Here is a 24055-nt window from a genome sequence, read left to right on the forward strand (position 1 = left end):
CGGTTTATTAAATGCGAATCGATCACCAATTTTACAATCATCAAATACCACTTTTTTCGCATCAAAAAAATAAATTTGGATCAGAGGGCCTTGAACCTATTATCCAGTTCACGAGTAAAGGTTGGGTTATAGGGCAGCGGCCGAACCGGGCGGTATTACGGGGCGCCTTCGTTAAATGAGCCGATGATTGTCAATTACTTCGATGATTTATGCGAAACTTCATCAGGTGCACGCTGTATAATTTCTATAAGATGGATGGAGAATCAGCATATGAGGACTGTGGTTTCCCCGTGACGAATGTAATCGGACAGGATCGGTAATACCGATCAACAAAACAGCGGCAAGTAGGGTGTATCTTAAAGTTCCTGGGATGTCGGACGGAAGATAATTTCGTTGATATCAACGTCCTCCGGCTGGCTGATGGCAAACGCTACCACCCGGGCGAAACTGTCCGGACTAATTCCAACCGCTCCTACATATTCTTGATTAGCTTGCTTAATATCTGCCTCCGTGATATGGTCCAGCAATTCTGTTTTAACCGCGCCGGGACAAACGATGGTGGTCCGGATATTATAAGGTTTCACCTCCATCCGTAAGCCTTCCGTCAAGGCACGCACCGCAAATTTAGTAGCCGAATAGACCGCAGATCCAGTGAACACTTTATGACCCGCTACCGAAGAAGTGTTGATAATCTGACCTGACTTCTGTTCTTTCATGTAGGGCAGAACGGCGGCAATACCATTGAGTACCCCTTTAATGTTCACATCGATCATCGTATCCCACTCATCCACATTCAGGCGGTCCATGGGCGATAAGGGCATCACACCGGCATTATTCAGGATCACGTCGACCCGCTCAAATTGGTCAACCGCTGAATCGACTAGCTTCTTTACCTGATCCCGCTGCGTTACATCCGTCGCCATAGCCAGCGCTTTTCCTCCCTGGTCCTGTATCTCTTTGGCCAGCTCGTCAATTCGGTCGGCTCTTCTGGCGCCCAGTACAACCGTGGCCCCAAGCGCTGACAAGTGCCTGGCTGCCGCTTCGCCCATACCACTGCTGGCGCCGGTAATGACGATCACTTTTCCGTTTATGTTAGTTTCCATCAGTCGTTAGTAGTAGATTTTAAGAGTTGATGCGTGTTATGATCCTTCAGACTTTACCCATTGACCGCCACATAGCCAGTTCGTGGCTGAAGCGGTTGTCAATAACCTCACAAGTTGAATCGATGCGCATGGTGGGGCGGGTGTTGAGGTTATACGCTGGCCAGACGGGTACGTCCTTTGCGGCTGGTTTGCCCGTCCGGGCGAAGGTGGTCCAGAGTTCGGCAAAGTGGCGGGAAGCCGCAAAACGTTCGTGGCGATTACCCCCGAAATAGCTTTCTTTGGGTGCAGATCCGTCGCGGGGGGGCACCTCGTTGTTGAATTTAAACGATATGTCCATCGCGTGGGGCGTACCCAGCGCATAGTCCGTGTCCGGAATTTTCTTTTCGGACTTGTAGCCGAAATTGTACAGATACACCGGTGCCCCACCTTGCTTTGCCTTCTTCTCGGCAATATCTACTGACCCCAGTCCCATCATAGCGATGGAGGAGATAGCAACAAAAATAGCGGGGGCCGATGCGTTGGGATTTGATTTCCGGTATGTGTCGATCAGTTTAGGTGTATCCGTTCCGTATTGCGGTTCCAGTTTGTTGGCTAGGCTGTCAAAATCCAGTTTAGCGAAACCAGTGTCTTTACTTTGCCAGGCAAAAAAAGTGTACTCGTCTTCGTTCCAGCCCACCAGTAGCGGCTTATTGCGTGAAATGGCCGGTGCGGTCGGGTCGAAGGGATGATGGGGTAGCACCACACCATCCACTACTGGCCCGAAGCCGCCGTAGTTTCGGCGCACCAAAATTTGGGTTTTATTTTTTTCCTGAAACGGCGGTACCGAGGGGAGCTTGTTCTGGATGGCGAGCAAATCAGCCGCCGGTACGTCGAGCAGCTTGCGCCATTCTTTGGAGCTAATATTGAGTTCTTTCAGCAGCATGGCGGTCGTTTCGGCGGCTACGTCTTTGGGGAGCATGCGAACCCCCGGCCCGCTTTCAATCGATGCCTTATTGAAGTAGAGAGCCGCGTCAGGCATGGCGTACAGGCAGGAGGTTTTAGCCCCACCGCCCGATTCACCCCAGATCATGACGTTGGCGGGATCACCCCCAAACTGAGTGATATTGTCGTGCACCCATTTCAGACCGGCCACAATATCCAGCATCCCCATGTTGCCCGAACCGGCATACTCTGAACCACCCAGCTCGTCCAGATACAGAAAGCCCAGAAGCCCCAGCCGGTGGTTGGTCTCCACGACCACGACGTCGAAGTTGCGGGCCAGATTTGCTCCATCCTGTCCACCCGATGCCCCGGAGCCCGCCACAAATCCGCCACCGTGGCTGTAGAACATCACCGGGCGTTTGCGATTGTCGCTGGCGGGTGTCCACACATTCAGAAACAGGCAGTCTTCAGCGGGAGTGGGTTCATTGCGCCGGGGTGGCTGAATGGCCGGTGCACCAAACTGGAGTGCTTCCCGCACACCGGTCCAGGGTTCGAGCGGAGCGGGCCGCCGAAAGCGCCGGTCACCGGAAACGCGCCCCCCGTAGGGTATACCCTTAAAGATTGTTACACCTTCAGCTCGTGCTCCTCTGAGTCGACCATGAGTAGTGGTTACCTCGACGAATTCGTCGGCCCTGCCCACGCTGGAAAAGCTATATCCGGGTGTGGCCAAAGCGGCCGTAGCCAGCGTTAAGCGGGTTAAAAAATCTCGTCGGTCTAGGGGATCCATCAGGATGGTGGTTCAGGCGTTTGACGTAATTTTTATAAAGGAAAATGTTACTTGATTTCTTACTTATCCATTGATGCTAAGTTTATCGATCAGCTTGTCAAGGGTAATGGGGTACTCGCGAACCCGGATACCCGTGGCATTATAGATGGCGTTGGCGACCGCTGCCGCCACACCCACCAGCCCCAACTCACCAATCCCTTTTGCTTTCATGGGCGACATGGTGGGATCGAGATCTTCGAGCAGAATGACCTCCAGATGGGGAATGTCGGCGTGTACGGGCACTTCATAACCGGCCAGGTCGTGGTTGACAAAGAAGCCAACCTGTTTGTCGACCACTAGTTCTTCCATTAGAGCCGCGCCCACGCCCATGGTCATGGCCCCGATCACCTGACTGCGGGCCGCTTTGGGGTTTAGAATACGCCCGGCCTGGCAAACGGCCAGCATTCGCCGGATGCGGATTTCTCCCGTGTAGCGGTTCACGCCCACTTCCACGAAATGAGCCCCGAAGGTGTCCTGCGCGTACTCTTGGGAAAGGGTTCCGTAGGTCATTTCATCCTGTACAACGAGTTCGGCGGCTTTGGCGGCCTCGCCTAACGGATAGCTGCGGTTACCTTCGCGTACCTGTCCGGTCACGAACTCGGCTTTCTCGATGCTAAGGCCTAACGATTTAGCGACCGCTTCGCGCAGTTTGACGCAGGCGGCATAGACGCCCGACGTAGATGAAGCCGCGCCCAACTGCCCGCCCGAACCGGGTGATTCGGGAAACGTCGAATCGCCCAGTTTGACCACCACGTTATCCAGGCTGATGCCCATCATCTCGGCCGCCGTTTGTCCGATAATAGTATAACTGCCTGTTCCGATATCGGTCATGTCGGTTTCGACCGTCACGATGCCTTTCCGGTTTAGTCTCACCCGGGCCGCTGACTTCAGAATGGGTGCCCCCCGGATGGCCGACGCCACGCCCATCCCGATCAGCCATTGCCCTTCCCGAACGGTGCCGGGTTTAGCCTGCCGCTTGTTCCAGCCAAATTGCTTCGCCCCGGTTTGCAGGCACTCGACCAGTTTGCGGGAGGAAAATTTGCGACCCGATTTTTCGGGGTCTTCCTGGGTGTCGTTTTTGATGCGGAAGGCCACGGGGTCCATGTTCAGTTTTTCGGCCATTTCATCCATGGCGATTTCCAGCGCCATCATGCCCGTAGCTTCCCCCGGTGCGCGCATGGCACTTCCTTCCGGCAGATCGAGCACCGCCAGCCGCAGCTGCGTGAATCGATTGGCTCCCGCGTATAGCAGTTGGGTCGAGGCCGTTGACGATTCGGGGAGCCCACCGGGTAGATTCCCGGACCAGTTTTGGTGCCCAATGGCCGTGATGGTTCCCTCGGGGGTGGCACCGATCCGGATGCGCTGAATCGTCGCCGGGCGGTGGGTCGTGTTATTCATGATCAGCGGTCGGGGCAGCGCTACTTTCACCGGTCGACCGGCGGCCCGTGCCGCCAGGGAAGCCGCGATGATGTCGGACAGCACCGTGCCTTTCCCGCCGAAGCCGCCACCAATAAAGGTCGATATCAGCCTGATATTTTCCTTTGGGATACCCAGCACGATGGCGATGTCCCGAACGCCCCAGTTGATCTGCTGAATGGATGCCCAGCACGTCAGCTTATCCCCATCCCACTTGGCAATGGTCGCGTGAGGCTCCATCATCGCATGGGTCTGGTCGGGGGTGGTGTAGGTTTCGTCCAATTTGACGGGGGCCGATGCAAACGCCCCCTCAAAATTACCCACGTTCGACTGCGGGGATGGAATGTACGGACCCTTTGAGGCAACAGGGGATGAGTTTTTGGCGGCTGCCAAATCGAACGCGCCTTTGGTTTTGGTATAGCTGATTTTCAGGAGTGAAGCTGCCGCCCGGGCCTGCTCAAATGTATCGGCCACCACCACGGCGACCGCCTGGTGATAATGGTCGATCTGCGGCCCGGCCAGCAGCCGGTCGACGTAAAATTGACCCGGCTTGAGTGGTCCCACGCTGGCAGCCGTTACGATCGCCAGTACACCGGGCGCGGCTTTAGCCTTGGTCTGGTCGATAGCCTTGATGCGTCCTTTGGCAATTGCCGCCCCCACGACGTACCCATAAGCAGGATTCGACACGGCGTCGTTATGCTCGTAGGCGTAGGTAGCCGTTCCCGTTGTTTTCAGCGGACCCTCGATGCGATCAGTTGGTTTCCCAATGACCTTGAGCTGGTCGATCGGATTGATTCCGGCAGGCGTTTCAAATTTCATGTCAGTGGTTAGCTTCGTTTAAAACGGCCGCCAGGGTTCGTTCCACCAGGGCTAGCTTATATTCATTTTCTTTGGTGGGTCGGGCTCCTTTCAGCAGTTGGGCGGTAAACGTCTTCGCCCCGGATGGCAGCAGCGGCTCGGCAGACTCAATCCGCCAGGGTCGGGGGGCTATCCCCCCAACCGCTACCCGGCCCGTTCCTTTCTGGAGAATAGCGGCCACCGACACCAGGGCAAAGGCATAGGAACTGCGGTCGCGTACTTTGTGGTAGATCTGAACCCCACCCACTGGTGGCGGCAGGACGACATTGGTAATCAGTTCGTTTTTCTCCAGCGTCGTTTCCCGGTGCGGAGTCTGACCCGGCAGGCGGTATAATTGGTCCAGCGAAAGGGTACGTTTGGCACCGTTGGCCTTTACCGTTTCTACCGTCGCATCGAGGGCACGCAACGCCACGGCCATATCACCTGGGTAGGTGGCGATGCACGAGGTACTGGTACCGATGATGCCCAGTTGCCGACTAAAGCCAGCAATGGCCGCGCAGCCGCTGCCCGGCACACGCTTGTTACAAAGCTGGTTGGTATCGTAAAAATACGGGCAGCGGGTCCGTTGCAGCAGATTACCGGCTGTGGTGGCTTTGTTGCGCAACTGTCCCGATGCCCCCGCCAGCAGGGCTCTGGCCAGCAGCCCATAATCCCGACGTATGATGGGGTGAGCAGCCAGATCCGTATTACTCACCAGCGCCCCAATGCGCAGGCCTCCAGCCGGGGTTGGTTCGATTTTGTTGAGGCCAATTTTGCCAATATCAATGATATGCGTGGGCACTTCGATTTCCAGCTTCATCAGATCGAGCAGATTGGTGCCGCCCGCCAGAAATTTAGCCCCCGGTGTTCGGGCCGCGGCAGCAGCCGCTTCAGCGGGCGTCTGCACGCGTTCGTAGGTGAATGTTTTCATAAGACCTTATCGAGTTAGGCTGTTTTTCCGGCTACTTCACTCATCGCTTCGGCAATATTGGAGTAAGCCCCGCAGCGGCAGATATTGCCACTCATCCGTTCCCGCAGTTCACGGTCGGTGAGCTGTGGTTTATCAATCAAACTCGCGCTCACGTGACTGGGTATACCGGCCTTGATCTCATTGAGTACCGCCACCGCCGAGCAAATCTGCCCCGGGGTGCAGTAGCCGCACTGGTAGCCATCGTGCTTGATGAAGGCTGCCTGCATGGGATGCAGCTTATCGGGTGTTCCCAGCCCCTCAATGGTGGTAATGGTATCGCCCTGATGCTGCAGGGCCAGCGATAGGCAGGAATTGATCCGCTGGTTATTGACCAGTACTGTGCACGCGCCACACTGCCCATGATCACAGCCCTTTTTGGTGCCCGTAAAGTGCAGGTGTTCCCGGAGGGTATCGAGCAGGGTTGTTCGGGTATCCATTTCCAGGTCATGGGGTTGCCCATTGACGGTGAATGATACCTTCGCTAGCGACAGGGAAACTGAATGCGGAGCCGCCTGGGTACCCGTCACGTTTGCCAGGGTAATAGCGGCAATCGCAGCGGTCGTTCCAACAATCATTTCACGCCGACTCATCGTCGACTCGTTTGACTCTTCCATAACATTGCCGTTTTACGGGGTTGATCGGTAGTTGTTCGTTTAAATGCGCTAACATTCTACTGGGAGTGGCATTCACACTGCCTGTTCTTGCCTTTTTCTATATTTAATCGAAATAAAGATAGCAATTGTGCAATTAGCTTACTCAAAGTGGGTGTATTGAGTGCCTAGTTAGGCACTTTATCGTATTCTTCATCAGTAACGGCTTGGAGCCAGGTAACCGCTCCTCCCTTACTGCAATTGGGATTGATGGCAATATGCGTGAACTGGCTGGAAGGACCTGCCCCGTGCCAGTGCGTTACCCCAGGAGGAATGGTCACCGATTCACCTTCCCGGATGAGTTGAATGGGTTTGTCTTTCTCCTGATAATAGCCCGTCCCCTGGGTCACCACCAGCAGTTGCCCGTTGGGATGCGTATGCCAGAACGTTCTGGCTTTTGCTTCAAACGTGACACTACTGACGATGCAATCGGTTTCGGTATTAGCAGCTACCAACGTAGTCACCCGAACGCTACCGCTAAAATTGGAGGCTGAGCCCTGGCTTACGGCTGGCGTCCTGTTTATGTTTTGAGCCATCATTAAATCCATGAAACCGAGGGATAAAAGGCTTGAATAGAAGAATACAAGGATGATCGTTTTCATAATTTGTTGGTTATTGGGTCATCGGCGGCTATTGGTCTACTTGGGTAAATCGTTCCCGCACCAAGTGCCCGGTTAGGAAATACTCAGACCACCATCGACCGATATAGGCTGGCCGATGATATAGCTGGAGGCTGGACTAAACAGCCAGAGGACCGCTTCCGCGACTTCGGTCGCTTTACCGAGTCGTTTGATGGGCGCTCCTTGGATAGTCGCATGCTGCGACAGATCGCCGGTTCGAAACATGGTATCGACCATCGGCGTTTCGATCGTGCCAGGGCAAATGGCATTGATGCGGATGCCCTTGGGCGCGTATTCCATTGCCGCACTCTTGGTCAGTCCCAATACACCATGTTTAGCGGCATGATAAGCTGATCGGCCTACACCGCCGATCAATCCCCCAATCGACGAATTATTGACAATGGCCCCGCTGCCCTGCTGGCGCATCTGTTGCAATTCATATTTCATACACAGCCACACCCCTTTGTAATTGATGCTGGTCACCCGGTCGAACTGGGCTTCTTCCAAATCCGCCGTATCGGTCAGGGGCACCATGATCCCGGCATTGTTGAAGGCGGCATCTAATCGGCCATAGACGGCTACCGTGCGCTCAATGGCGGCTTGCACCTCACCCGCTGAGCTGACATCGCATTTGACGGCGATGGCTTCTCCACCCCTTGCTTTAATTCGATCCACGACGGTCTGAGCCGCCGTTTCATTCACGTCGGCGACGACGACGTTGGCTCCTCGTTCGGCGGCCAGCAGGGCGACGGCTTCACCCATCCCCATCCCACCACCGGTTACAAACACGACTTGATCATTCATGGTTTTGTATCCTGGCATTTAACTTGTTGATCGACCCTTACTTATTGGCACTAACCGCTTTGCTCTCTTTTTCAACCGGCTTAGCTTCCGTTAAATACTGCGTAAAAAAGGCGGTGAGTTTTTCGAAGGGGATCATCTCGACCCGATCGTACAGATCAATGTGCCGGGCCTTGGGCACGATATAGAGTTCTTTGGGCTGGGCCGCCTGCTGGTAGGCATCCTCACTAAAATAACGTGAATGGGCGTTTTCACCGATAATCAGCAAAATGGGTCGGGGTGAAATGGTTTCGATGTAGTTCAGCAGCGGAAAGTTCATGAACGCCATCGGGCTGGTTTTGGTAAAGGCACCAATGGCGTTCGGGTGATGCCCCCGCTTCATGCCGTAATATTCAAAAAACTCACTGGCAATGGGGTCTAATCCCGCTGGGATTGCCGTAACTGGTTTACTGGGAAAAGAGGCCGCTAATTCCGGCTGACCACGATCAACGTCTTTCCACCGCTGCTCGGCCAGTTGGTCCAGGGTCTTATTGCGCTCTTCGGGAGTCATACTGTTTTTCCAGCCGTTGCGCATGACGTCGCTCATATCGTACATACTGGTGGTCACCACCGCTTTGATCCGATGATCGACCTGGGCGGCTTTCAGGGCAAAACCACCACTGCCGCAAATCCCGATTGCCCCAATTCGGTTTCGGTCCACAAAGGGACGGGTGCCTAAAAAATCGACGGCCGCACTGAAGTCCTCGGTGAACACGTCCGGCGAGGAAACATGCCGGGGTTCTCCACTGCTTTCCCCATTGTACGACTCATCAATGGCCAGGGCTACAAAGCCCCGTTCCGCCATGTTTTGCGCATAAATACCGGCTCCCTGTTCTTTGACGCCCCCGTAAGGCGTACCAATGACCAGGGCGGGATACTTTTTGGAGGTATTGATGTTTTTAGGGGTATATAAATGAGCGGCCACGGTAATGCCATACCGCGTCTGGTAATACACGTTTTTCTTGGTTACCTTATCGCTGAGCGTGAAGGTTAAGTATTCGGTCTGCGCCACGTTCGATGCGTTTTGTGCAGGTAGATGTTGACTGAATGCCGGCCCCACGATCAGTAGAAAGATGAGCATTCGAATTGCTAGTGGTTTCATTGGTTAGCTGTTAAATGAATGAATAGGCTTATTCCAGCTCAAAGGTGACGGTTACACTGGCCGCGCCCAGGGCCGTTGCCAGTCCCGCCGGATTGTCGATCCGGCCAAGCCTGGTGTAACTATACGAGGTCTGGAACGTTTTGTAAAAGAGCACAAGGGTGCTGGAACCGTAGAGCATTAGATCCCCCGCCTGAATCGTTCCGGGATTGGAGGCACTAGTGGGTAAGCTGTTAGGCAGATCCACAAACTTTTCGTTGCCGTTGAGCTCTTTCATAACGGTCGTCAGAGGTAACCGCGCTTTGAAGGCCGTGACGGACGGGTTATCCAACAAGGTCGCCGTGAACGTGCCGGTGCCCACCCGAATACGTAACTGATTGGAGAGATTCGGGTTGCCGGGGTTGATAACCGCTGTGTTTCCGGCTGGCGGAATGGGGTTTTCCTGGGTCATCGGATCGTCAGTTTTGCAAGCCAGGATACTGAGAAAAACCAGCATTAAAGGCAGTAGTCGTATCTGGGTTTGTTTCAAGGTCGTTGGATGGAATGAAGTTTCCTAAACAAGCTATCAAATCACCCGGTAGACTCATTGACAGGTGTTTGCGTGACAGTCCATTCAGTACGGTGCAAAGGTACCCCGTGCCAACCCACTCTGTTTTATACATTTTACGGTTTTGCCTACCACTTTTACAGGTAGCCTACAAAAGCACGATTTTCGTCTATAGATTTGACCAAAAAAGAGCCCATGATCCACTACGATACGATCAAAAAATATGCGGATACGTTCAACAATCGAACCCAGCATCCGCTCATCAGTCTGGTTGATTTTAATCAGTCGAAGCCCCTTCTCCGGGAGAAGTTTACGCTCAGCTTTTACGCCATTATCATCAAAGAGACGAACTGCGGTGATCTGCGGTACGGCAACCAGTATTATGATTATGCCGAAGGAACGATGGTCTTTTTTGGGCCTGGGCAGATCATAACCAATGAGCCGGAAGGCGAACGGCATCAACCGTATGGGAAGGCCCTGGTCTTTCATCCCGATCTGATCAAAGGCACCAGTTTAGGTAAACAGATCCACGACTATTCATTTTTCAGTTACCAGTCCCATGAAGCCTTGCATCTTTCCGACAAAGAAAGAGCCGTCGTGACGACTTGCTTTGATAATATAACAGCCGAAATCAGCCAAACCATTGATCGCCACAGTAAACAGCTGATCGTGGCGAATCTGGAATTGTTCTTAAAATACTGTTTACGCTTTTATGATCGGCAATTCATTACCCGGGAGCACGCTAATCACGGCATACTGGAGCAGTTCGAAAAGAAACTAAACGACTATTTATTGGGAGAAAAAATAGGGACAGAGGGCGTCCCCACCGTTGCCCACTTCGCCCAGGAACTGAACTTATCGCCCAATTACTTCGGCGATCTGATCAAGAAGGAAACAGGGAAGTCGGCCCTGGAATTCATCCAACTGCATCTGATTGATTTGGCGAAAGAGCGGCTGTTCGATACCAGTAAATCGGTGAGCGAAATAGCCTATGAACTTGGGTTCAGGTATCCGCAGCATTTTACCCGGTTCTTCAAACAAAAAGTGGGGGTTTCTCCGATTGAGTATCGTGGTTTGAATTAAAATAGTATGCCTTTCTCGCCAAACGCCAGCTCGGGCGACCCTGAGTTTCCACGAGACGGTAGTTTGACCTTATTGCCTTACTCCAATAGACTCAACCGGGGTGGGGCCGCACCGGCGGACCGGCCCCTGCGAACGGTACTGCAACGGCGGACCGTGCCGTCGCGGGTCGTTGCGATTGCCATCTTACGAATCAATCGCAACGGTGACCCGTGTAACATTTTCAGCAGCACAGATAAGTTGAGATGGGTCCGTCAGATGGACGGCTTCACAACCGTCTGAGAATCATACCAGAAGTAAAAAATTATAGGGCATATTGATGTTTTAAATGCGCATGCAGGAGTTCACACAGGTTATTTCGATATTAAAGCAATTGGAAAAAGAGAAGTAAATGGGCTCCAGATCATTATTTAAAGTTTCCTGAACTCTATCACCTTAAAATCAAAAGTGGCTTATTTTGGGTCAAGATATCGGTTCAGTAAATGTGGATCCACCCCTACTACTGCTGACAACCAGTGCCGCATTGAGATGAGTGTGCCGGATTGATTACCATAGGGAGGGTGATAGGGCTTCGATGGGCATTGGGTGGGGATGAATTACAAGTGCAGGCTCGAGCAATTTTGCAGTTGAACCATAGGGGTTTTTGTGCTAGCAAGTCGACAACTCGCCCGAATGGATTAACGCTTGACGATTTTGCATATACCTCTACTTCCCAGATCATAGACTGGAGCCAGGACCAGTACCCAAAATTGTTCAGATTAAGCCGCCGCCAGTCAAGCGGTCAAGAAAACCTTTATTCCCTTATCTAGAACAAATAGAAACTTGTTGGCCAGCCAACGATCCGCTGCTACCGCTCCATCCATCGCTGGTTAGATCCAAGTAGAGCTTAGAATTCATGCTTATTCGGAACGCAGGCTTTTGATAGGGTCGATTAGCGCGGCTTTAACGGCAGCTGACCGTGAAACGGTAATTGCTGCCGGGCAATTTAGGGTAACCTGCCTGCCGTTGTAACTCCGCTAAGTAACGGAAGCCCTAGTCTTATTGAAGCACTTGCCGTTTCTTCAGTTTCTCTGGCTTAATTGGACCACGAGAAACCGCTCTGTGAGGACTTAGGCTAGATTCTTCAGCTGATGCGTGCTTCCTAATCGGTTTGTTAGGCTAGTAGGGGCGCATCAGAACCGGAAATGCCCCCTCGACCGGATCAACCCGACTATCGGGCTTGTCGCTGGGTTGATAAGAACCCAAATTAGGAATCACTACCGGGGCTTCTCCATCAACTGACTTTTTGCTGCCTTAAATTCACCTTAAAGCAAGTCCCTTGCCCTGGGGTTGAAGTAATACTCAGTTGTCCTTTCAGCGTATCAACCAAATGTTGAACCAAAGGGAGACCAAAGCCATAGCCGGACTCTCCGGCTGTCCCATGGCTCGAACGGCCCTGGCCAGTCAATATAGACATAACTTTCTCGCTCGTCATACCTAAGCCAGAATCCTGAACGGTTAGACTCAGAATATTGTGGGATCCCTCAATATGTAACTTGATAGTGACCCAAACACTCCCACCTTCCATTGTGAACTTGATGGCATTTGAAATTAAATTACCCACAATCTGTACCACTTTATTACGTGAAAAGGGAATCAATTCAGTGGAAGCATCTGTCGAAACAATGAAACGGATTCCTTTCGCCCGGGCTTGGGGAGTGTATAGCTTATCCAGGGTATCCTTCAATTTGACTTGATGAAAGACTTCTGATTGGGACGAATTGCCGTTCTCAAGCTTCCACTTATCATCGTTGACTAGAATTTCATCTGCCAATTCGAGTAGCGATTTACTACATACTTGAATGAGCTGAATAAATTCCAGAATTTCGTTTAGTTTGAGATTGGCTTCACTGCTGGTTACCAATTGGGCCATGGTAAGAATACCCCCCAAAGGCCCTCGAATGTCATGGGATACCCGTCTTTGGGATTCATTTACTTCGGTTACCTGTCGTTTTAAGTATTGTATCTCCCGAATGGTATAGAGACGGCTCACGACTTCAGCGGCAATAATTCGTAATAGTTCTATTTTCTCCGCGTCAAGCTCTTTTGTCTTCGTATCGAGTACGCAAAGTGCACCAAGGTGGTTGCCATTGCTCGATTTGAGAGGTATGCCAAAATAGTAGCGTAAATGGGGATCTTCGGTTACATAAAATTCTTCTGCAAATCGTTCATCAAGTTGTAAATCTTTAACCTCAAAATTGTCAGGCTCCATAATGGTGTACTGACAGACGGAGTTTTCACGCGGCATCGAAGTCAAATCCAGCCCGTAATTGGTGATGCTCCACTGCGTATACGAATCAATTAGGTTAATCAAGGATACTTCTGTTCCAGTAACTTTGGCCGCTAGTGTTGTGAGGTCTTTAAATTTGTCCTGAAGCCCCGAATAATCCAAGTCGAAGTCGGCCAGGTCAACGAGTCGTTGAAATTCGTTTTCAGGAATTGGGTAGCTGTTTTTTAAAACGTATTTTGTTTCTACCTCTAGGGGTAAAGTAGTACTCCAATCGCCTGGTTGGCGATTGGACTGAACGAACTGCTGGTCTTGATGGTCCGGTGTATCCATTACGCTCTTAGGTATGAATCAGCGAAAATCACATCCCAGAATTGGCGGGTGTAAAACCCATGCTGAAAGGATTGTTCACTTCACTTTAGAGTTGAATACACAAATACAATGCCATTTCAGTAGCTTGACTCAGGCTTAACAGGCGGGCGGACGGTGAAGTGACTGATTCCTGGTATCAACGGGACAACTGATCAGCGGTTTTTAATCGCGGTTTAAACTCATAGCGTACTGCGATCAATCGATCCGTTTTGGCAAGGCTGCCATCTGCCTCAACCACTGACGGATGATCAGCTACCCCGTCTAGTGACTGATGGATAGGTTCATTTACAAATCAGGCTGTGTGGCACTTCACTAATGGAAACCGTGACGCACGGGCTTGATCTGAAATGTATAACTTTCTGAACCGGTTATTTTCTCTTTTAACAAAGGACTTGATTGGGGTCAAAATGTCCGTTCAAAATGCGAAAAGAAATTTACTAAGTAGGATACTACGCGGAGAATAGCTCTACTCAATTCTGTAAAGCTATTCTCCGTGTAGTACAGCATGAACCCACCACTTGATAAAATCAATTTGACTCTGGCGATTACGTTAGGTGAAAGAACTCGCCGTGTTGCGGACCGAATTTGCCCGTCCTACCACCCGCGGTTCAAAAGCTACGAAAGCCTCAACTCGCCGTTTAGGGCTGGATTAAGCTTGGACGAACGCTACATGTTGTGATCGTTTTCGCGATTGGGTCATCAATTCCTGCGACAGCCCGCTGTAGATTTTAGGGTTGAAAGGGGCCATAAATTCTTTAATCGGGTTTCGGGTTCGGCGGGTACTCAGCCCCATGTCGCGCATTAATTCGTCGGCGTGATGAAACGAGAACGGGATAATGCACAGACCTGAGGAATGACCATGCGGAACCCGTTGTGCTAACCACTGTTGGTGGCGGCCAATTTCAGCGTTCCGATCGGCGGGAGCAGGCAGTATGAGTTCACGTTTAAAATACTGAGCCGAGTAGTGAGCCGCCAGTTCGGATGTAAATGGGGTGAAGAGCGACGGATTGTAGCCCACAAAAGTGAGATTCGCCACATCGGTCGGCAGGATGTTGCGGTACAACTGAAACCAACCCTTTTCGTTTCGCAACCTACGGCTGACCGATTGGTCGAAAAATGGTACGGTTTGCCGGAATCCGGTGGCAAATACAACCATGTCGGCGGTAATTTTCTTTCCGTTCGTCAAGACCACCCCGTCTTCTTCAAAGCGGCCAATTTCTCCTTTTTCAAGTTGGATTTTGCCCGATGCTGCCCACTTATAAAAATTGTCAGAAGTAAGCCCAATGGAACAATTGGCGAGGCTCTCGAACGGTTTTTCGGGTAACAGACCACTTTTCTTAAGATTCAACTGAGCCGCTACCAGCTTACCAATTCCTTTCACCAGCAAATTGGTAACGGGTTTGCCCAGCGGGCCGTGTAAGAACTGGTGGATGCCGTATAAAACCCGGTAGGGAAACAGCGACTCGCCAAACCGGTGGAGAAGCAGGTATTTAAAGTTGAGTCCCCAAAATATACGGGGCATTTTCCACTTGGCTTCCCGGTAAATACAAACCGGTTTTTCCGAAACGTTACCTACTTGCGAGAGAATATCATGGGCTGATTTGGCAAAACCGACGACGGTTACTTTCCGGGTTTTGGCCGCGTCGAGATGCTCCTGACGAAATTGGGTGCTGTGCATCACCTCACCCCGGAACAACTCCCGGTCCCGAATCAGGGGCATATTGGGCTCACTGAAAACGCCGTTGCAAACCACCAGATGATCCACCGTCATGTTGGTCAAATTGCCGTTCTGGCTCAGATGCAGCAGCCAGCCTCTTTTTCCCTCCTCAATGGGTTCGGCCAGTTCCACTTTGGTGTTGAACCGAACCGACGACAAAATCTTGAAATGGCGGGCGTAATTACCCAGGTATTCCTGAACGTGCTGGCCAGTGGGCCATTCCGGATAGTGTTTGGGCATCGGAAAATCGGAGAACGTGTACGTATCGCGGGTATTCTGGGTGGTGACATTGGGATACCGGCGGGTGGAACTCCAGACGCCCCCCAACTCGGCTTCCTTTTCAAACAGAACGACCTCAAAACCGTGTTCGCGCATGGTTTTGGCCGTAACCAGTCCGCTGACGCCCGCACCGATGATGCCTACTTTTTTCGGACGATTTACTGAATCGGTTTCCTGAATGGATGGTGTGGATGGATGCTTAAGGTTTAGCATTTTCAGAAAGATTTTAATGGTTAACTGATGCTACAAAGGTGGCCCATTGGTTAGGGGCATTTCATACAAACAAGTTTGTATTTTGTAAGAAAATCCGATGCTCTTATTTAACGGTCAATCTGACCCGCTTTTCATTAAAAAAGCCGCTCTGTGAACACAGAGCGGCTTTTTTAATGAAAACAGTTTTGCTTTACTTCCAGGATTCGTCAAAAATCTGGGATAGGATAATGGGATGCGTGGCCACCTTATTCGGCATATTGGCCGTCAGCACCAGTTGAACGTTCAGGGGTTCTCCGCTATCTCCGTGAAAATCAATGATCGCTGCGCTGAGGTTCCCGCCACTGTAGTCTTCCATGTAACTGTGTTTGTAATAATAAGAACCGTGCTTCCCGTCAAATGCATCATCGAAGCCTAACGAGTGCTTCAGCGACTTCCCTAGTTTCATGAGCTGGTACGTGTTGGCCGAGACAATCTTACCGGCTCGTGCTGCAGCGACCACCTGGGCCAGTTCGTTTGCATTGATGTATAACCCGACCGCACCCGACGTCTTCACCCTCGATACGCCGTTCAGACCCGGTGAATTGGCCAGGTTGGTTGGATAAAACTTGGCGAGTTGATTCGAGGAACCGCCCCAGGGCTGAAAATCGACCTGATTCCAGGTGCCGATCCCCGCAGGTTTTAGAACAGCCGATCGCACCTGTTCCAGGAAAGTCAGAGACGTATAGAGATTCAATTGAATCGCATTGCCTTCGATCTGCTTGAGTATATTCAGAATCGTGGGATCTTCGAGTTTAGCGATCAGATAGGGTACCAGCAGCCGACAGATGGTGTAATTCATCGGTTCCTGATCGTATTGATTGTTGGTAAACTCACTCAACTGAATTCCGCTTTCCACCGTGGCCTGGATATCTTCAACATAGTCATTGGGCGTGCCGGGACTCAGGTCGACAAGACCGCTGGTATGCGAGAGCAGATCGATAAAACGCAGTTTTTTGAAATCCGGATGGGGCTTGAAGTAGCTGGGCAAATAGGGCCAAACGGGTTCCTGCGCCGATTTACCATTGCGTTCCAGAATCCGCAAAACCGTCAGCGCCGTTACAAACTGGGTGCAGCCGGCCACATCCTGTCGAACGGTTGGGGTGTAGGCCAGTTCAGGCGCATCGATCGGATAGCGGGCTTTTCCAACGCCGGTTGACCCTTTGCTGAAAGGTTGTCCGTTCACCCAGATGCGATAACCCGCCCCCGGAACTTTACCCTTTAGATACATTTCGAGTTTGTTGGCGAACAGCTCCGGATCGAAACCGCCATTGCTGATGATGGGGGCAAAATCACCGATGCGGGCGCGGCTGGTTGACTCCTGGGGTAGTACCTGGTCTTCGGGTTTGTCACAGCCGGTGAACAACAGTAAGGGTAGAATCAAGGCGAATCCGGTCAGAAATTGAAATGAACGTTTCATGGGTGTGTGGTTTGTGCGAGCAATGCCGCTGTTTGATTGTGGATGGATTGTTAATTTGAACGATGCAAAGGTAGCCTGGCTACACCGGCCCATTCCATACCAACTTGTTTGTATTTTTAGCCGGAAAGCCGTTCTTTTGACCTTTAGTGCTTCATACATTGATTTATAATTCTTTACTCTTTAGGAATTTATAGGCTGAACGTTCGCCCGGGGCCGATGCAGGCAATGGCGTTTGACCGACAGTAGTAGCCTGACTCCTGCTTCATAATGGGCCATTTGTGGTATTTTTGGCTGTTCGCCTGGATGGTTCTGGTTCAGGCCGCCTGGGCTCAACCTGCTCAGCAGCCTTTACTGGTGGGCACATCGGCTCTTCCGTCCGGAGAGTTTTCACTGCGCGATGCAATCCATCATTTTGAGGATACTACCGGTCGGGTCACCATCCACCAGGCAATACATTTACACAGAGAAGGGCATTTCAAGCCGTCTGAAAGCCAAACGTATCGTCAGGATTTTGGCTACACGACAACAGTACACTGGCTCTTTTTTGAGCTCGAAACTGTTCAGAAAGCGGACTTGATGCTCGAAATCGAATACGCCAACATCGATCAGGTTGAACTGTTTGAAGTGAGTAATAACCGCATTCAGCTGCTGGCCCGAACCGGCGACCACTACCGGTTTAGCCAGCGGCCCATCGTCAATAATAATTACGTTTTTCCCCTCCGGTTGCCCGTCAGCACCAAAGCCGGTTATTACCTGCGATTCGAGCATTCTCATGCGATACTATCGTTTTTTATCCGCCTTTGGCCCCGCGCGGTTTTCCTCCAGGTTGACCGCGATGAATATTTTTTCTGGGGTATTTACATCGGTATCGTTTGCATTATCTGCCTGGTTACCCTGGTGATGCTGCTGGCTACCAGAGATTGGATCTATCTCTGGTATGCGCTGTATCTTCACTTCATGACTATGCATTTGTTTTCGGATGCGGGACTCGGTTTTCAGTACCTCTGGCCTGATCTGCCAGCGATCAATGAACTAGCCCCAGTTTATCTGTATATATGGGTATCAATGATTGCCCAGATTACGTTCTTGCAGTTTTTTATTCGGCAGCCCCCCCAAAACAGCCGGGTCTATCCGTGGATTACGGCCTTCAAAGTGGGCGTGATGGGGACTCTGCTGGCGGTTTTGAGCATCCACTTTGCTGAACTGGAAGGGCGCGAAACCTATTTCTACCAATTCGTGGCATCGGCCACGCGCTACTTTGTCATTGTTCTGGTTTTGCTCACGGCCCTGAGCCTGTACGAAACCGTGCGCCGGAGCGATCGCGATCAAAAAGCCCCCCTTGTTCGGTATTATACCTATGCTCTAATCATTGAGTTTATAGGCTATTCCAGCGTTTCGTTCATCAACTTCTGCCAGGACCAGGGTTGGGCACTTCCGGTAGATGTCCAGACGTATGTCATTATCGGCATTACGGTTTTTCTGGACATCATCTTCTTCTCTTATGGACTTGCCCATCGCTATCAAACATTCCGGCAGGAGAATCGTATCCTGGAACTCAATTTACTGGAAGCCAAACAGATTGCGCAACAACGGGTGATCAATTCGCTGGAAAAGGAACGGCAACGGCTGGCACAGGATCTTCACGATGAGGTGGGCGCGACGCTTGCAACAGCCAAGGGTTATTTATCAAGACTGGCCCGTGACGAAAAAACCGCCCCGGTGCTCCAGGCGCAGGTTTTACTCGATCAAGCGGCCAGTGAACTGCGAACGATTTCTCATCAATTGATGCCCAAGCACCTAAACCAAACCGGTCTCGCCAATGCAATTGAAGAAGCCATCCGGAAGCGTTCGGACGGATGGATTCTTTTTGAGTTTATGAGTCTGGGACAAATCCGGCCGCTAGCCCCGCAATCAGAATGGTTGATTTTGAGCATAGCAACCGATCTGATCCGGCACGCTCAACAACATGAAGGAACCACAGAAGTAACGATACAACTGATTTATCACACCGACCGGCTCAGCCTGATGGTTGAAGACAATGGAAGAAGTGTATCCCTCAACGATAGGAAGGATAGTAGCTGGCAAAATTTAAACACCAAAGCACACTTCCTGAAAGCCGAACTGCTGGTGGATGCCAGTGCACAAGGGCATACTGTGATTCTGAGCGTACCTATTCCCGCGTCATAACATGGCTCGCAATCTGATTTTGTTGTTCTCACTGGTCATTTTGGCAATTTCGGGATTTGCCTGGTATCATGCCAAGTCCGTCAGTCCGCTGAAAGTGCTGCCCATCCAGCTGGCCCATTGGGAAGATACCACCAGTCGGGCCACCGTCCGGCAGGTACTGCAGTTGGGTATAAAGTTTGTCCCTACTCCACCGGGAAAGCTAAATTTCGGCTACACTGAATCCATTCACTGGTTTCGCTATCGCCTGGAACCTGACCGGATGCCGAATGAGTTGACCCTCGAAATCCGTAATCATGTGATCAGCTATGTTGACCTGATTGCCGTCCGGCAGGGGAAAATCGTTTCACTGACCCAAACCGGTAGCTGGCTTCCGTTTGCCCGGCGGCCAACGCCCACTAAAACATTTGCCTTTCCCATCGACGCCAGCCAGCCAGCCGATTATTACCTCCGACTCGATAACCGGTATGAAAATCTGGCAACGGACATCCTGCTCTGGCGAACCAGTGATTTTGAAAACAAGGAACAACGCGAGTATTTTCTGTGGGGTATTTTCACGGGCGTTGTCCTGCTCGTTGTCCTGTTAAACCTGATCTTCTGGAAAGCAACGGCCGACCGGGTTTACCTCTGGTATGCGATCTACTTAACAGGACTTTCCCTTCGGCAATACGCGGATTCCGGGTTAGGATTTCAATATGTATGGCCCAACTTTCCGGAAATGAATGCGCCAAACCCAGTCATTCAGGCAAACTGGCTCTATGTTCCGGCCATCCTTCAGTTTCAACAGTATTTTCTCAACCTGCGCCAGGAAGAACACGCCCTTTTCAGAACAACACAGGGATTGAAATACTTCCTTTGGGCCGGATCAATCATGCTGCTGGTCTTACAATTGACCGGAGTTTCCCGTTATTTCCCACAGACTGAAGCTATAATTACATCCATCCATGCGGTTTTGGCCATCATTGTGTTAACGGTTTTTGTATGGGTTAGCCTGGTGGCAGTAAAATCGGATGATAATTTGAAACAGCTATACGGTGTTGGATTCACCATTCAGACCGCCGGACAAATCCTAAATGTTATCCAGAACATATTGCGTTTTTCGACTGGTAGCAGTTATTTAGTCGACCCTTATTTACTCTTAACGATTATTTTTTTTATTGATCTGGTCGTGTTTGCCTATCTGCTGGCTTACCGCTACCGGCAGTCATTTCGTCAGAATCAAGAACTGCAAATTAGCCTGGCGCAGGCCCAGCAGGGAACGAACCAGCAAATTATCGACGTATTGGATTCCGAACGGCGACACATTCATCAGTTGCTGCTTTCCGAAGTAGGGAAACGGCTCCATAAAACCCGGCATACGTTGTCGGTGGTAAATCCTTCTCCAATGCTGGCCGATGCCGTTCAGCTCATCGAGCAGATCGACCAAGATTTAGAACAAATTGCACAAAACAAGCTTCCGGTTGCAGTCGTCGAAAAAGGGTTGACCCAGTCGCTTACCGAGTTGGTTCAGCAACTCAACCAGACTCAATCCGTCCAGTTCACGTTCACTCAAATGGGCGGGCAACCGGTTTTAACCACTGAGCAGGAAGTTCAAATACATCGAATTATTACCGAGTTGATAACCAACGTTATTAAACACGCACAGGCTACCCGGGCCCAGGTGACCCTGGTGACCGATGCGGGAGGAATTTCACTAACGGTGAGCGATGACGGGAAAGGATTCGACCGGGTCAGTACGGATAGGAAAGCGGGCATTGGCACCCAAAATCTGAAGGCCCGTGCCCGTGATTTACAGGCCCAGGTCCGACAGGAGTCCGGCGATTCAGGAACAACCATAACCCTACTCATCCCCCAAATACAAACTAGTTAGTATAGTTTAGGGTAAAGCCGGCCCTTATCTTTGTTTAAATCGTTGCAAAACATTGAAAAAAATAGCCTTCGTTTGGATCCTGTTCCTGCTGGCTGTTGGTTCATCCGCAGCCCAAAACACGTTTTGGGCCAAACCGGGGCAGAATCAGCGGCTGGATGGCTTCGTGGGTTATTACGAAGACACCACAGCCCGACAAACCATTCAACAGATCGTGGCTTTGGCCGGGCAAGGAGCCTTTAAAACCTTACCGGCCAGTCAGCTTAACCGCGCCTACACGGCCGGACACCACTGGCTGCACATTCGGCTGAATACCCGCAAACCACAAACCGTTTTTCTGGAAATCGATAACCCACGGATCAATGAACTCCGTGTTTATCAGTTCACCAACCATTCCCTCATCAGGCAGGTCTTGACGGGAGATGAAAAACCGTTTGCCACCCGCCTGTTTCCGAATAAAAACTGGGTATTTACGGTTTTTCTGGCAGGTAACACTCCGACCGATCTGTATGTTATGATTGCCAAGCAGCACGAAATATTGGGTGTCCGATTCCGGGTTTGGGAGGCCGATTGGTTTGAGCAGGAAGATCGGGTGAATTATCTGTTCTGGGGATTTTTGACCGGCTTCACCTTGCTGATTTTGATCATAAACGCTGTGGCTTTTGTAGGAACCAGAGAAACTGTTTATTTCTGGTTTTCCGGTCTGATCGTCGCCACGGCGTTTCATATTTCGGCGCAATCGGGGCTGGGCTTTCAATACATCTGGCCCAACTGCCCGGCCTTTAACCGGCTCGACCCGGCTCTGCTGTCGGGCTGGCTCATTATGCTGGCTCAACTGCAGTTTATGCAACAGTTTATCGGCCAGAAGGCGGGACAAAGCCGGGCCTACGGGGCGGTACAGGCGTTCAAGAAAGGCGGGCTGGTTTTGTTGATCCTGGATGTGATCCTGCGCGTGCTGGACGTATTTCCTGTAAGCCATTTCCGGTGGACGTATACAGCGACCTTAACCTTTATGGCCATTTGCATTTTACTGTCTTTCTGGTCCATTTTTGAGCGGATTCGAAAACGGGAGAGCGTCGTGCTCTTTTACACCCTCACGGTTTCTTTTCAGTTAATAGGTTACCTGCTGGTGTTTCTGGTTAATCTTACCTTTACCCGGAGTCAGAACGTACTGTTTGAATTCGAAAGCTACCAGGTTATTGTTTTTATTTTTCTACTCGATTTGATTCTTTTCTCGTCCGGCGTTCTGTTCTTCTGGTTTCAAAAATACCGCCGGCAAAATGAGGCCTTGCTGATTGCTTTGCACCAAAGCGAACAGGAGCAGTCGCAAAAAATTATCGACGCCCTTGAAATTGAGCGGAACCGGATCGCCGAAGATTTGTACGACGATGTGGGGGCAATGCTTTCAACGGCCATCGGTTACTTGTCGAGTGCCTTGCGAAAATCGGACCTGAATGAACGCTTTCCGGTGTTAGGCGAGGCCCGTAAGCTAATGGACCGTGCCGTTGAAAACCTGAGAACGGTTTCGCACAACCTGATGCCCAAAAATTTTGCACAGTTGGGCTTGGCGAAATCGTTGGCCGAAACCATCAACAAAGTGGCTAATGCCTCCTCAATCGAGTTCGATTTTCTGGTAGTTGGTCCGGAGCGACGGCTGGAGGCTGCGGTTGAGGTGCAGGTGTTCCGGATTGCGTCGGAAATCCTCCACGACATGCTGAAAAATTCCTCCGCGACCACGGCGGTCATTCAGCTGGTCTACAACCACGATCACCTGAGTTTGATGACGGAGGATAACTGCCCCCGAACGCCCTCGTTTAACAATTTGACGTCGAAAGTTGATTTCATTCGGGGGAATCTGACGATTGACGAAACGCCAAACGGCATCACCGTTCTGGTGGAAATTCCTTATCATGAATCAAACCGATACCTATAATGACCAAAATCCTGATTGCCGACGATCACCAATTGTTCAATGATGGGATAAAAATGATGCTTTCGGTGGAAGAAAGCCTCCAGATTGTAGGGCAGGTATTCAATGGAAAAGACGTGCTAGACGCTGTAAACCGCCTTTTGCCGAATGTCATTCTGCTCGACATCAACATGCCTCATACCAATGGGTTGGAAGTGGCCTCCCAACTTCTGAAAGTAGCTCCGGGTGTCAAAATCATCATCCTGACGATGTACAATGACCGCAAGTTTGTTGAGGATTGTAAAAAGATGGGCGTACCGGGGTATATTCTGAAAAATTCGGGTGTCGATGAAGTCATCAACGCCATTGAAACCGTATGTGCTGGTAAAAAGTATTATGATTCCAAGCTGGCACCGGACCACCACGCCAATCGGCATGCCGATGATTCGTTCATGAAGAAATTCCAGCTCACCAAACGGGAAATTGAACTAATCGGCCTGATTGGTCAAAGTTTTACCAATGAAGAAATTGCCGACAAATTGTTCTTGAGTATTGCCACGGTCAAGACACATCGCAACAACATTAATCTCAAATTAGGCATCAATAAACCCGCAGATTTAGTAAAATTTGCGGTAGAACATGGTCTGGCATAATAAAGTGTGATGGCTCGATAGATGCGCTACACTTAGCCCCACCTACGTTTTTGTAGATATGTAGTAAACGAATGGTAAAATTTTTCATTTGGTACTGCCCCAAAATATGATGTTGCTCAGACATCGCAATTGAAACAGATACAAAAATAATTGGAGAGGGGCTAGGGGCAACGAGACCCGATCAGCAAATCATAACTTTCTGAACCTACACTTCAATCTGTCTTTTTATT

At 50.8% G+C, this 24055-nt stretch carries 18 protein-coding genes; 6 read left to right on the top strand and 12 right to left on the bottom strand.

Annotated elements, in window-relative coordinates; translation table 11 throughout:
- Positions 1-356: 356 nt before the first annotated feature.
- The 9 genes from ACS5NO_RS28050 to ACS5NO_RS28090 all read right to left on the bottom strand — a co-directional run bounded on the left by ACS5NO_RS28050 (position 357) and on the right by ACS5NO_RS28090 (position 9733).
- Positions 357-1103, bottom strand: a complete 747-nt coding sequence (locus ACS5NO_RS28050; protein ID WP_439418200.1) for an SDR family oxidoreductase — start codon at positions 1101-1103, stop codon at positions 357-359.
- 46 nt (positions 1104-1149) lie between these two features.
- Positions 1150-2811 (bottom strand): carboxylesterase/lipase family protein, encoded by a 1662-nt coding sequence (locus ACS5NO_RS28055; protein WP_439418201.1) that lies wholly within the window; start codon positions 2809-2811, stop codon positions 1150-1152.
- A 63-nt stretch (positions 2812-2874) separates the two neighbouring features.
- The gene (paoC, locus tag ACS5NO_RS28060; protein ID WP_439418202.1) at positions 2875-5085 is read right to left on the bottom strand and encodes an aldehyde oxidoreductase molybdenum-binding subunit PaoC; all 2211 of its coding nucleotides are present in this window, start codon (positions 5083-5085) and stop codon (positions 2875-2877) included.
- A 1-nt stretch (position 5086) separates the two neighbouring features.
- On the bottom strand, positions 5087-6034 hold the full coding sequence (locus ACS5NO_RS28065; RefSeq protein ID WP_439418203.1) for an FAD binding domain-containing protein: 948 nt from the start codon (positions 6032-6034) through the stop codon (positions 5087-5089).
- A 14-nt stretch (positions 6035-6048) separates the two neighbouring features.
- Positions 6049-6687 carry an aldehyde dehydrogenase iron-sulfur subunit PaoA gene (paoA, locus tag ACS5NO_RS28070; protein WP_439418204.1) on the bottom strand — a complete coding sequence of 213 codons (639 nt, stop codon included), beginning with the start codon at positions 6685-6687 and terminating at the stop codon, positions 6049-6051.
- A 164-nt stretch (positions 6688-6851) separates the two neighbouring features.
- Positions 6852-7325: a (R)-mandelonitrile lyase gene (locus ACS5NO_RS28075; protein ID WP_439418205.1), complete on the bottom strand. Its 474-nt coding sequence runs from the start codon at positions 7323-7325 to the stop codon at positions 6852-6854.
- A 72-nt stretch (positions 7326-7397) separates the two neighbouring features.
- Complete coding sequence (locus ACS5NO_RS28080; protein WP_439418206.1) at positions 7398-8147, bottom strand: SDR family NAD(P)-dependent oxidoreductase; 750 nt, start codon at positions 8145-8147, stop codon at positions 7398-7400.
- Positions 8148-8184: 37 nt separating this feature from the next.
- A complete protein-coding gene (locus ACS5NO_RS28085) occupies positions 8185-9285 on the bottom strand; it encodes an alpha/beta hydrolase (protein WP_439418207.1) in 1101 nt (366 codons plus the stop codon).
- 28 nt (positions 9286-9313) lie between these two features.
- The gene (locus ACS5NO_RS28090) at positions 9314-9733 is read right to left on the bottom strand and encodes a cyclophilin-like fold protein (RefSeq protein ID WP_439418208.1); all 420 of its coding nucleotides are present in this window, start codon (positions 9731-9733) and stop codon (positions 9314-9316) included.
- Between the two features lie 291 nt (positions 9734-10024).
- On the opposite strand from ACS5NO_RS28090, the gene ACS5NO_RS28095 reads away from it, so the two are divergent.
- Positions 10025-10912, top strand: a complete 888-nt coding sequence (locus ACS5NO_RS28095; RefSeq protein ID WP_439418209.1) for a helix-turn-helix domain-containing protein — start codon at positions 10025-10027, stop codon at positions 10910-10912.
- 6 nt (positions 10913-10918) lie between these two features.
- The gene (locus ACS5NO_RS28100; RefSeq protein WP_439418210.1) at positions 10919-11191 is read left to right on the top strand and encodes a hypothetical protein; all 273 of its coding nucleotides are present in this window, start codon (positions 10919-10921) and stop codon (positions 11189-11191) included.
- 991 nt (positions 11192-12182) lie between these two features.
- Here ACS5NO_RS28100 and ACS5NO_RS28105 read toward each other — a convergent pair.
- From ACS5NO_RS28105 to ACS5NO_RS28115, 3 genes are all read right to left on the bottom strand, one after another.
- The gene (locus tag ACS5NO_RS28105; protein WP_439418211.1) at positions 12183-13508 is read right to left on the bottom strand and encodes a GAF domain-containing sensor histidine kinase; all 1326 of its coding nucleotides are present in this window, start codon (positions 13506-13508) and stop codon (positions 12183-12185) included.
- A gap of 688 nt (positions 13509-14196) precedes the next feature.
- Positions 14197-15756: a flavin-containing monooxygenase gene (locus ACS5NO_RS28110; RefSeq protein ID WP_439418212.1), complete on the bottom strand. Its 1560-nt coding sequence runs from the start codon at positions 15754-15756 to the stop codon at positions 14197-14199.
- A gap of 190 nt (positions 15757-15946) precedes the next feature.
- On the bottom strand, positions 15947-17212 hold the full coding sequence (locus ACS5NO_RS28115) for a serine hydrolase (RefSeq protein ID WP_439418213.1): 1266 nt from the start codon (positions 17210-17212) through the stop codon (positions 15947-15949).
- 267 nt (positions 17213-17479) lie between these two features.
- Here ACS5NO_RS28115 and ACS5NO_RS28120 point away from each other — a divergent pair, with 267 nt between their 5' ends.
- Genes ACS5NO_RS28120 through ACS5NO_RS28135 form a run of 4 tightly spaced genes read left to right on the top strand, consistent with a single transcriptional unit; the run spans position 17480 to position 23825 of the window.
- Positions 17480-19399: a sensor histidine kinase gene (locus tag ACS5NO_RS28120; protein WP_439418214.1), complete on the top strand. Its 1920-nt coding sequence runs from the start codon at positions 17480-17482 to the stop codon at positions 19397-19399.
- A gap of 1 nt (position 19400) precedes the next feature.
- Positions 19401-21266, top strand: a complete 1866-nt coding sequence (locus ACS5NO_RS28125) for a sensor histidine kinase (protein WP_439418215.1) — start codon at positions 19401-19403, stop codon at positions 21264-21266.
- A gap of 52 nt (positions 21267-21318) precedes the next feature.
- Positions 21319-23196 carry a sensor histidine kinase gene (locus ACS5NO_RS28130; protein ID WP_439418216.1) on the top strand — a complete coding sequence of 626 codons (1878 nt, stop codon included), beginning with the start codon at positions 21319-21321 and terminating at the stop codon, positions 23194-23196.
- Positions 23196-23825, top strand: coding sequence for a response regulator (locus ACS5NO_RS28135; protein WP_439418217.1), 630 nt, complete (start codon positions 23196-23198; stop codon positions 23823-23825). The genes ACS5NO_RS28130 and ACS5NO_RS28135 overlap by 1 nt, the downstream gene beginning before the upstream one ends.
- Positions 23826-24055: the final 230 nt, after the last annotated feature.

Source organism: Larkinella fluvii (assembly GCF_051857545.1).
Taxonomy (GTDB): Bacteria; Bacteroidota; Bacteroidia; order Cytophagales; family Spirosomataceae; genus Larkinella.

What these genes read in the sequence shown, in the direction of transcription:
- ACS5NO_RS28135 (WP_439418217.1), top strand. Translation starts at nt 23,196, where the DNA reads ATGACCAAAATCCTGATTGCCGACGATCACCAATTGTTCAATGATGGG.
- paoA (WP_439418204.1), bottom strand. Translation starts at nt 6,687, where the DNA reads ATGGAAGAGTCAAACGAGTCGACGATGAGTCGGCGTGAAATGATTGTT.
- ACS5NO_RS28110 (WP_439418212.1), bottom strand. Translation starts at nt 15,756, where the DNA reads ATGCTAAACCTTAAGCATCCATCCACACCATCCATTCAGGAAACCGAT.
- ACS5NO_RS28080 (WP_439418206.1), bottom strand. Translation starts at nt 8,147, where the DNA reads ATGAATGATCAAGTCGTGTTTGTAACCGGTGGTGGGATGGGGATGGGT.
- ACS5NO_RS28105 (WP_439418211.1), bottom strand. Translation starts at nt 13,508, where the DNA reads ATGGATACACCGGACCATCAAGACCAGCAGTTCGTTCAGTCCAATCGC.
- ACS5NO_RS28065 (WP_439418203.1), bottom strand. Translation starts at nt 6,034, where the DNA reads ATGAAAACATTCACCTACGAACGCGTGCAGACGCCCGCTGAAGCGGCT.
- ACS5NO_RS28085 (WP_439418207.1), bottom strand. Translation starts at nt 9,285, where the DNA reads ATGAAACCACTAGCAATTCGAATGCTCATCTTTCTACTGATCGTGGGG.
- ACS5NO_RS28115 (WP_439418213.1), bottom strand. Translation starts at nt 17,212, where the DNA reads ATGAAACGTTCATTTCAATTTCTGACCGGATTCGCCTTGATTCTACCC.
- ACS5NO_RS28050 (WP_439418200.1), bottom strand. Translation starts at nt 1,103, where the DNA reads ATGGAAACTAACATAAACGGAAAAGTGATCGTCATTACCGGCGCCAGC.
- ACS5NO_RS28100 (WP_439418210.1), top strand. Translation starts at nt 10,919, where the DNA reads ATGCCTTTCTCGCCAAACGCCAGCTCGGGCGACCCTGAGTTTCCACGA.
- ACS5NO_RS28120 (WP_439418214.1), top strand. Translation starts at nt 17,480, where the DNA reads ATGGGCCATTTGTGGTATTTTTGGCTGTTCGCCTGGATGGTTCTGGTT.
- ACS5NO_RS28055 (WP_439418201.1), bottom strand. Translation starts at nt 2,811, where the DNA reads ATGGATCCCCTAGACCGACGAGATTTTTTAACCCGCTTAACGCTGGCT.
- ACS5NO_RS28075 (WP_439418205.1), bottom strand. Translation starts at nt 7,325, where the DNA reads ATGAAAACGATCATCCTTGTATTCTTCTATTCAAGCCTTTTATCCCTC.
- ACS5NO_RS28125 (WP_439418215.1), top strand. Translation starts at nt 19,401, where the DNA reads ATGGCTCGCAATCTGATTTTGTTGTTCTCACTGGTCATTTTGGCAATT.
- ACS5NO_RS28095 (WP_439418209.1), top strand. Translation starts at nt 10,025, where the DNA reads ATGATCCACTACGATACGATCAAAAAATATGCGGATACGTTCAACAAT.
- paoC (WP_439418202.1), bottom strand. Translation starts at nt 5,085, where the DNA reads ATGAAATTTGAAACGCCTGCCGGAATCAATCCGATCGACCAGCTCAAG.
- ACS5NO_RS28090 (WP_439418208.1), bottom strand. Translation starts at nt 9,733, where the DNA reads ATGACCCAGGAAAACCCCATTCCGCCAGCCGGAAACACAGCGGTTATC.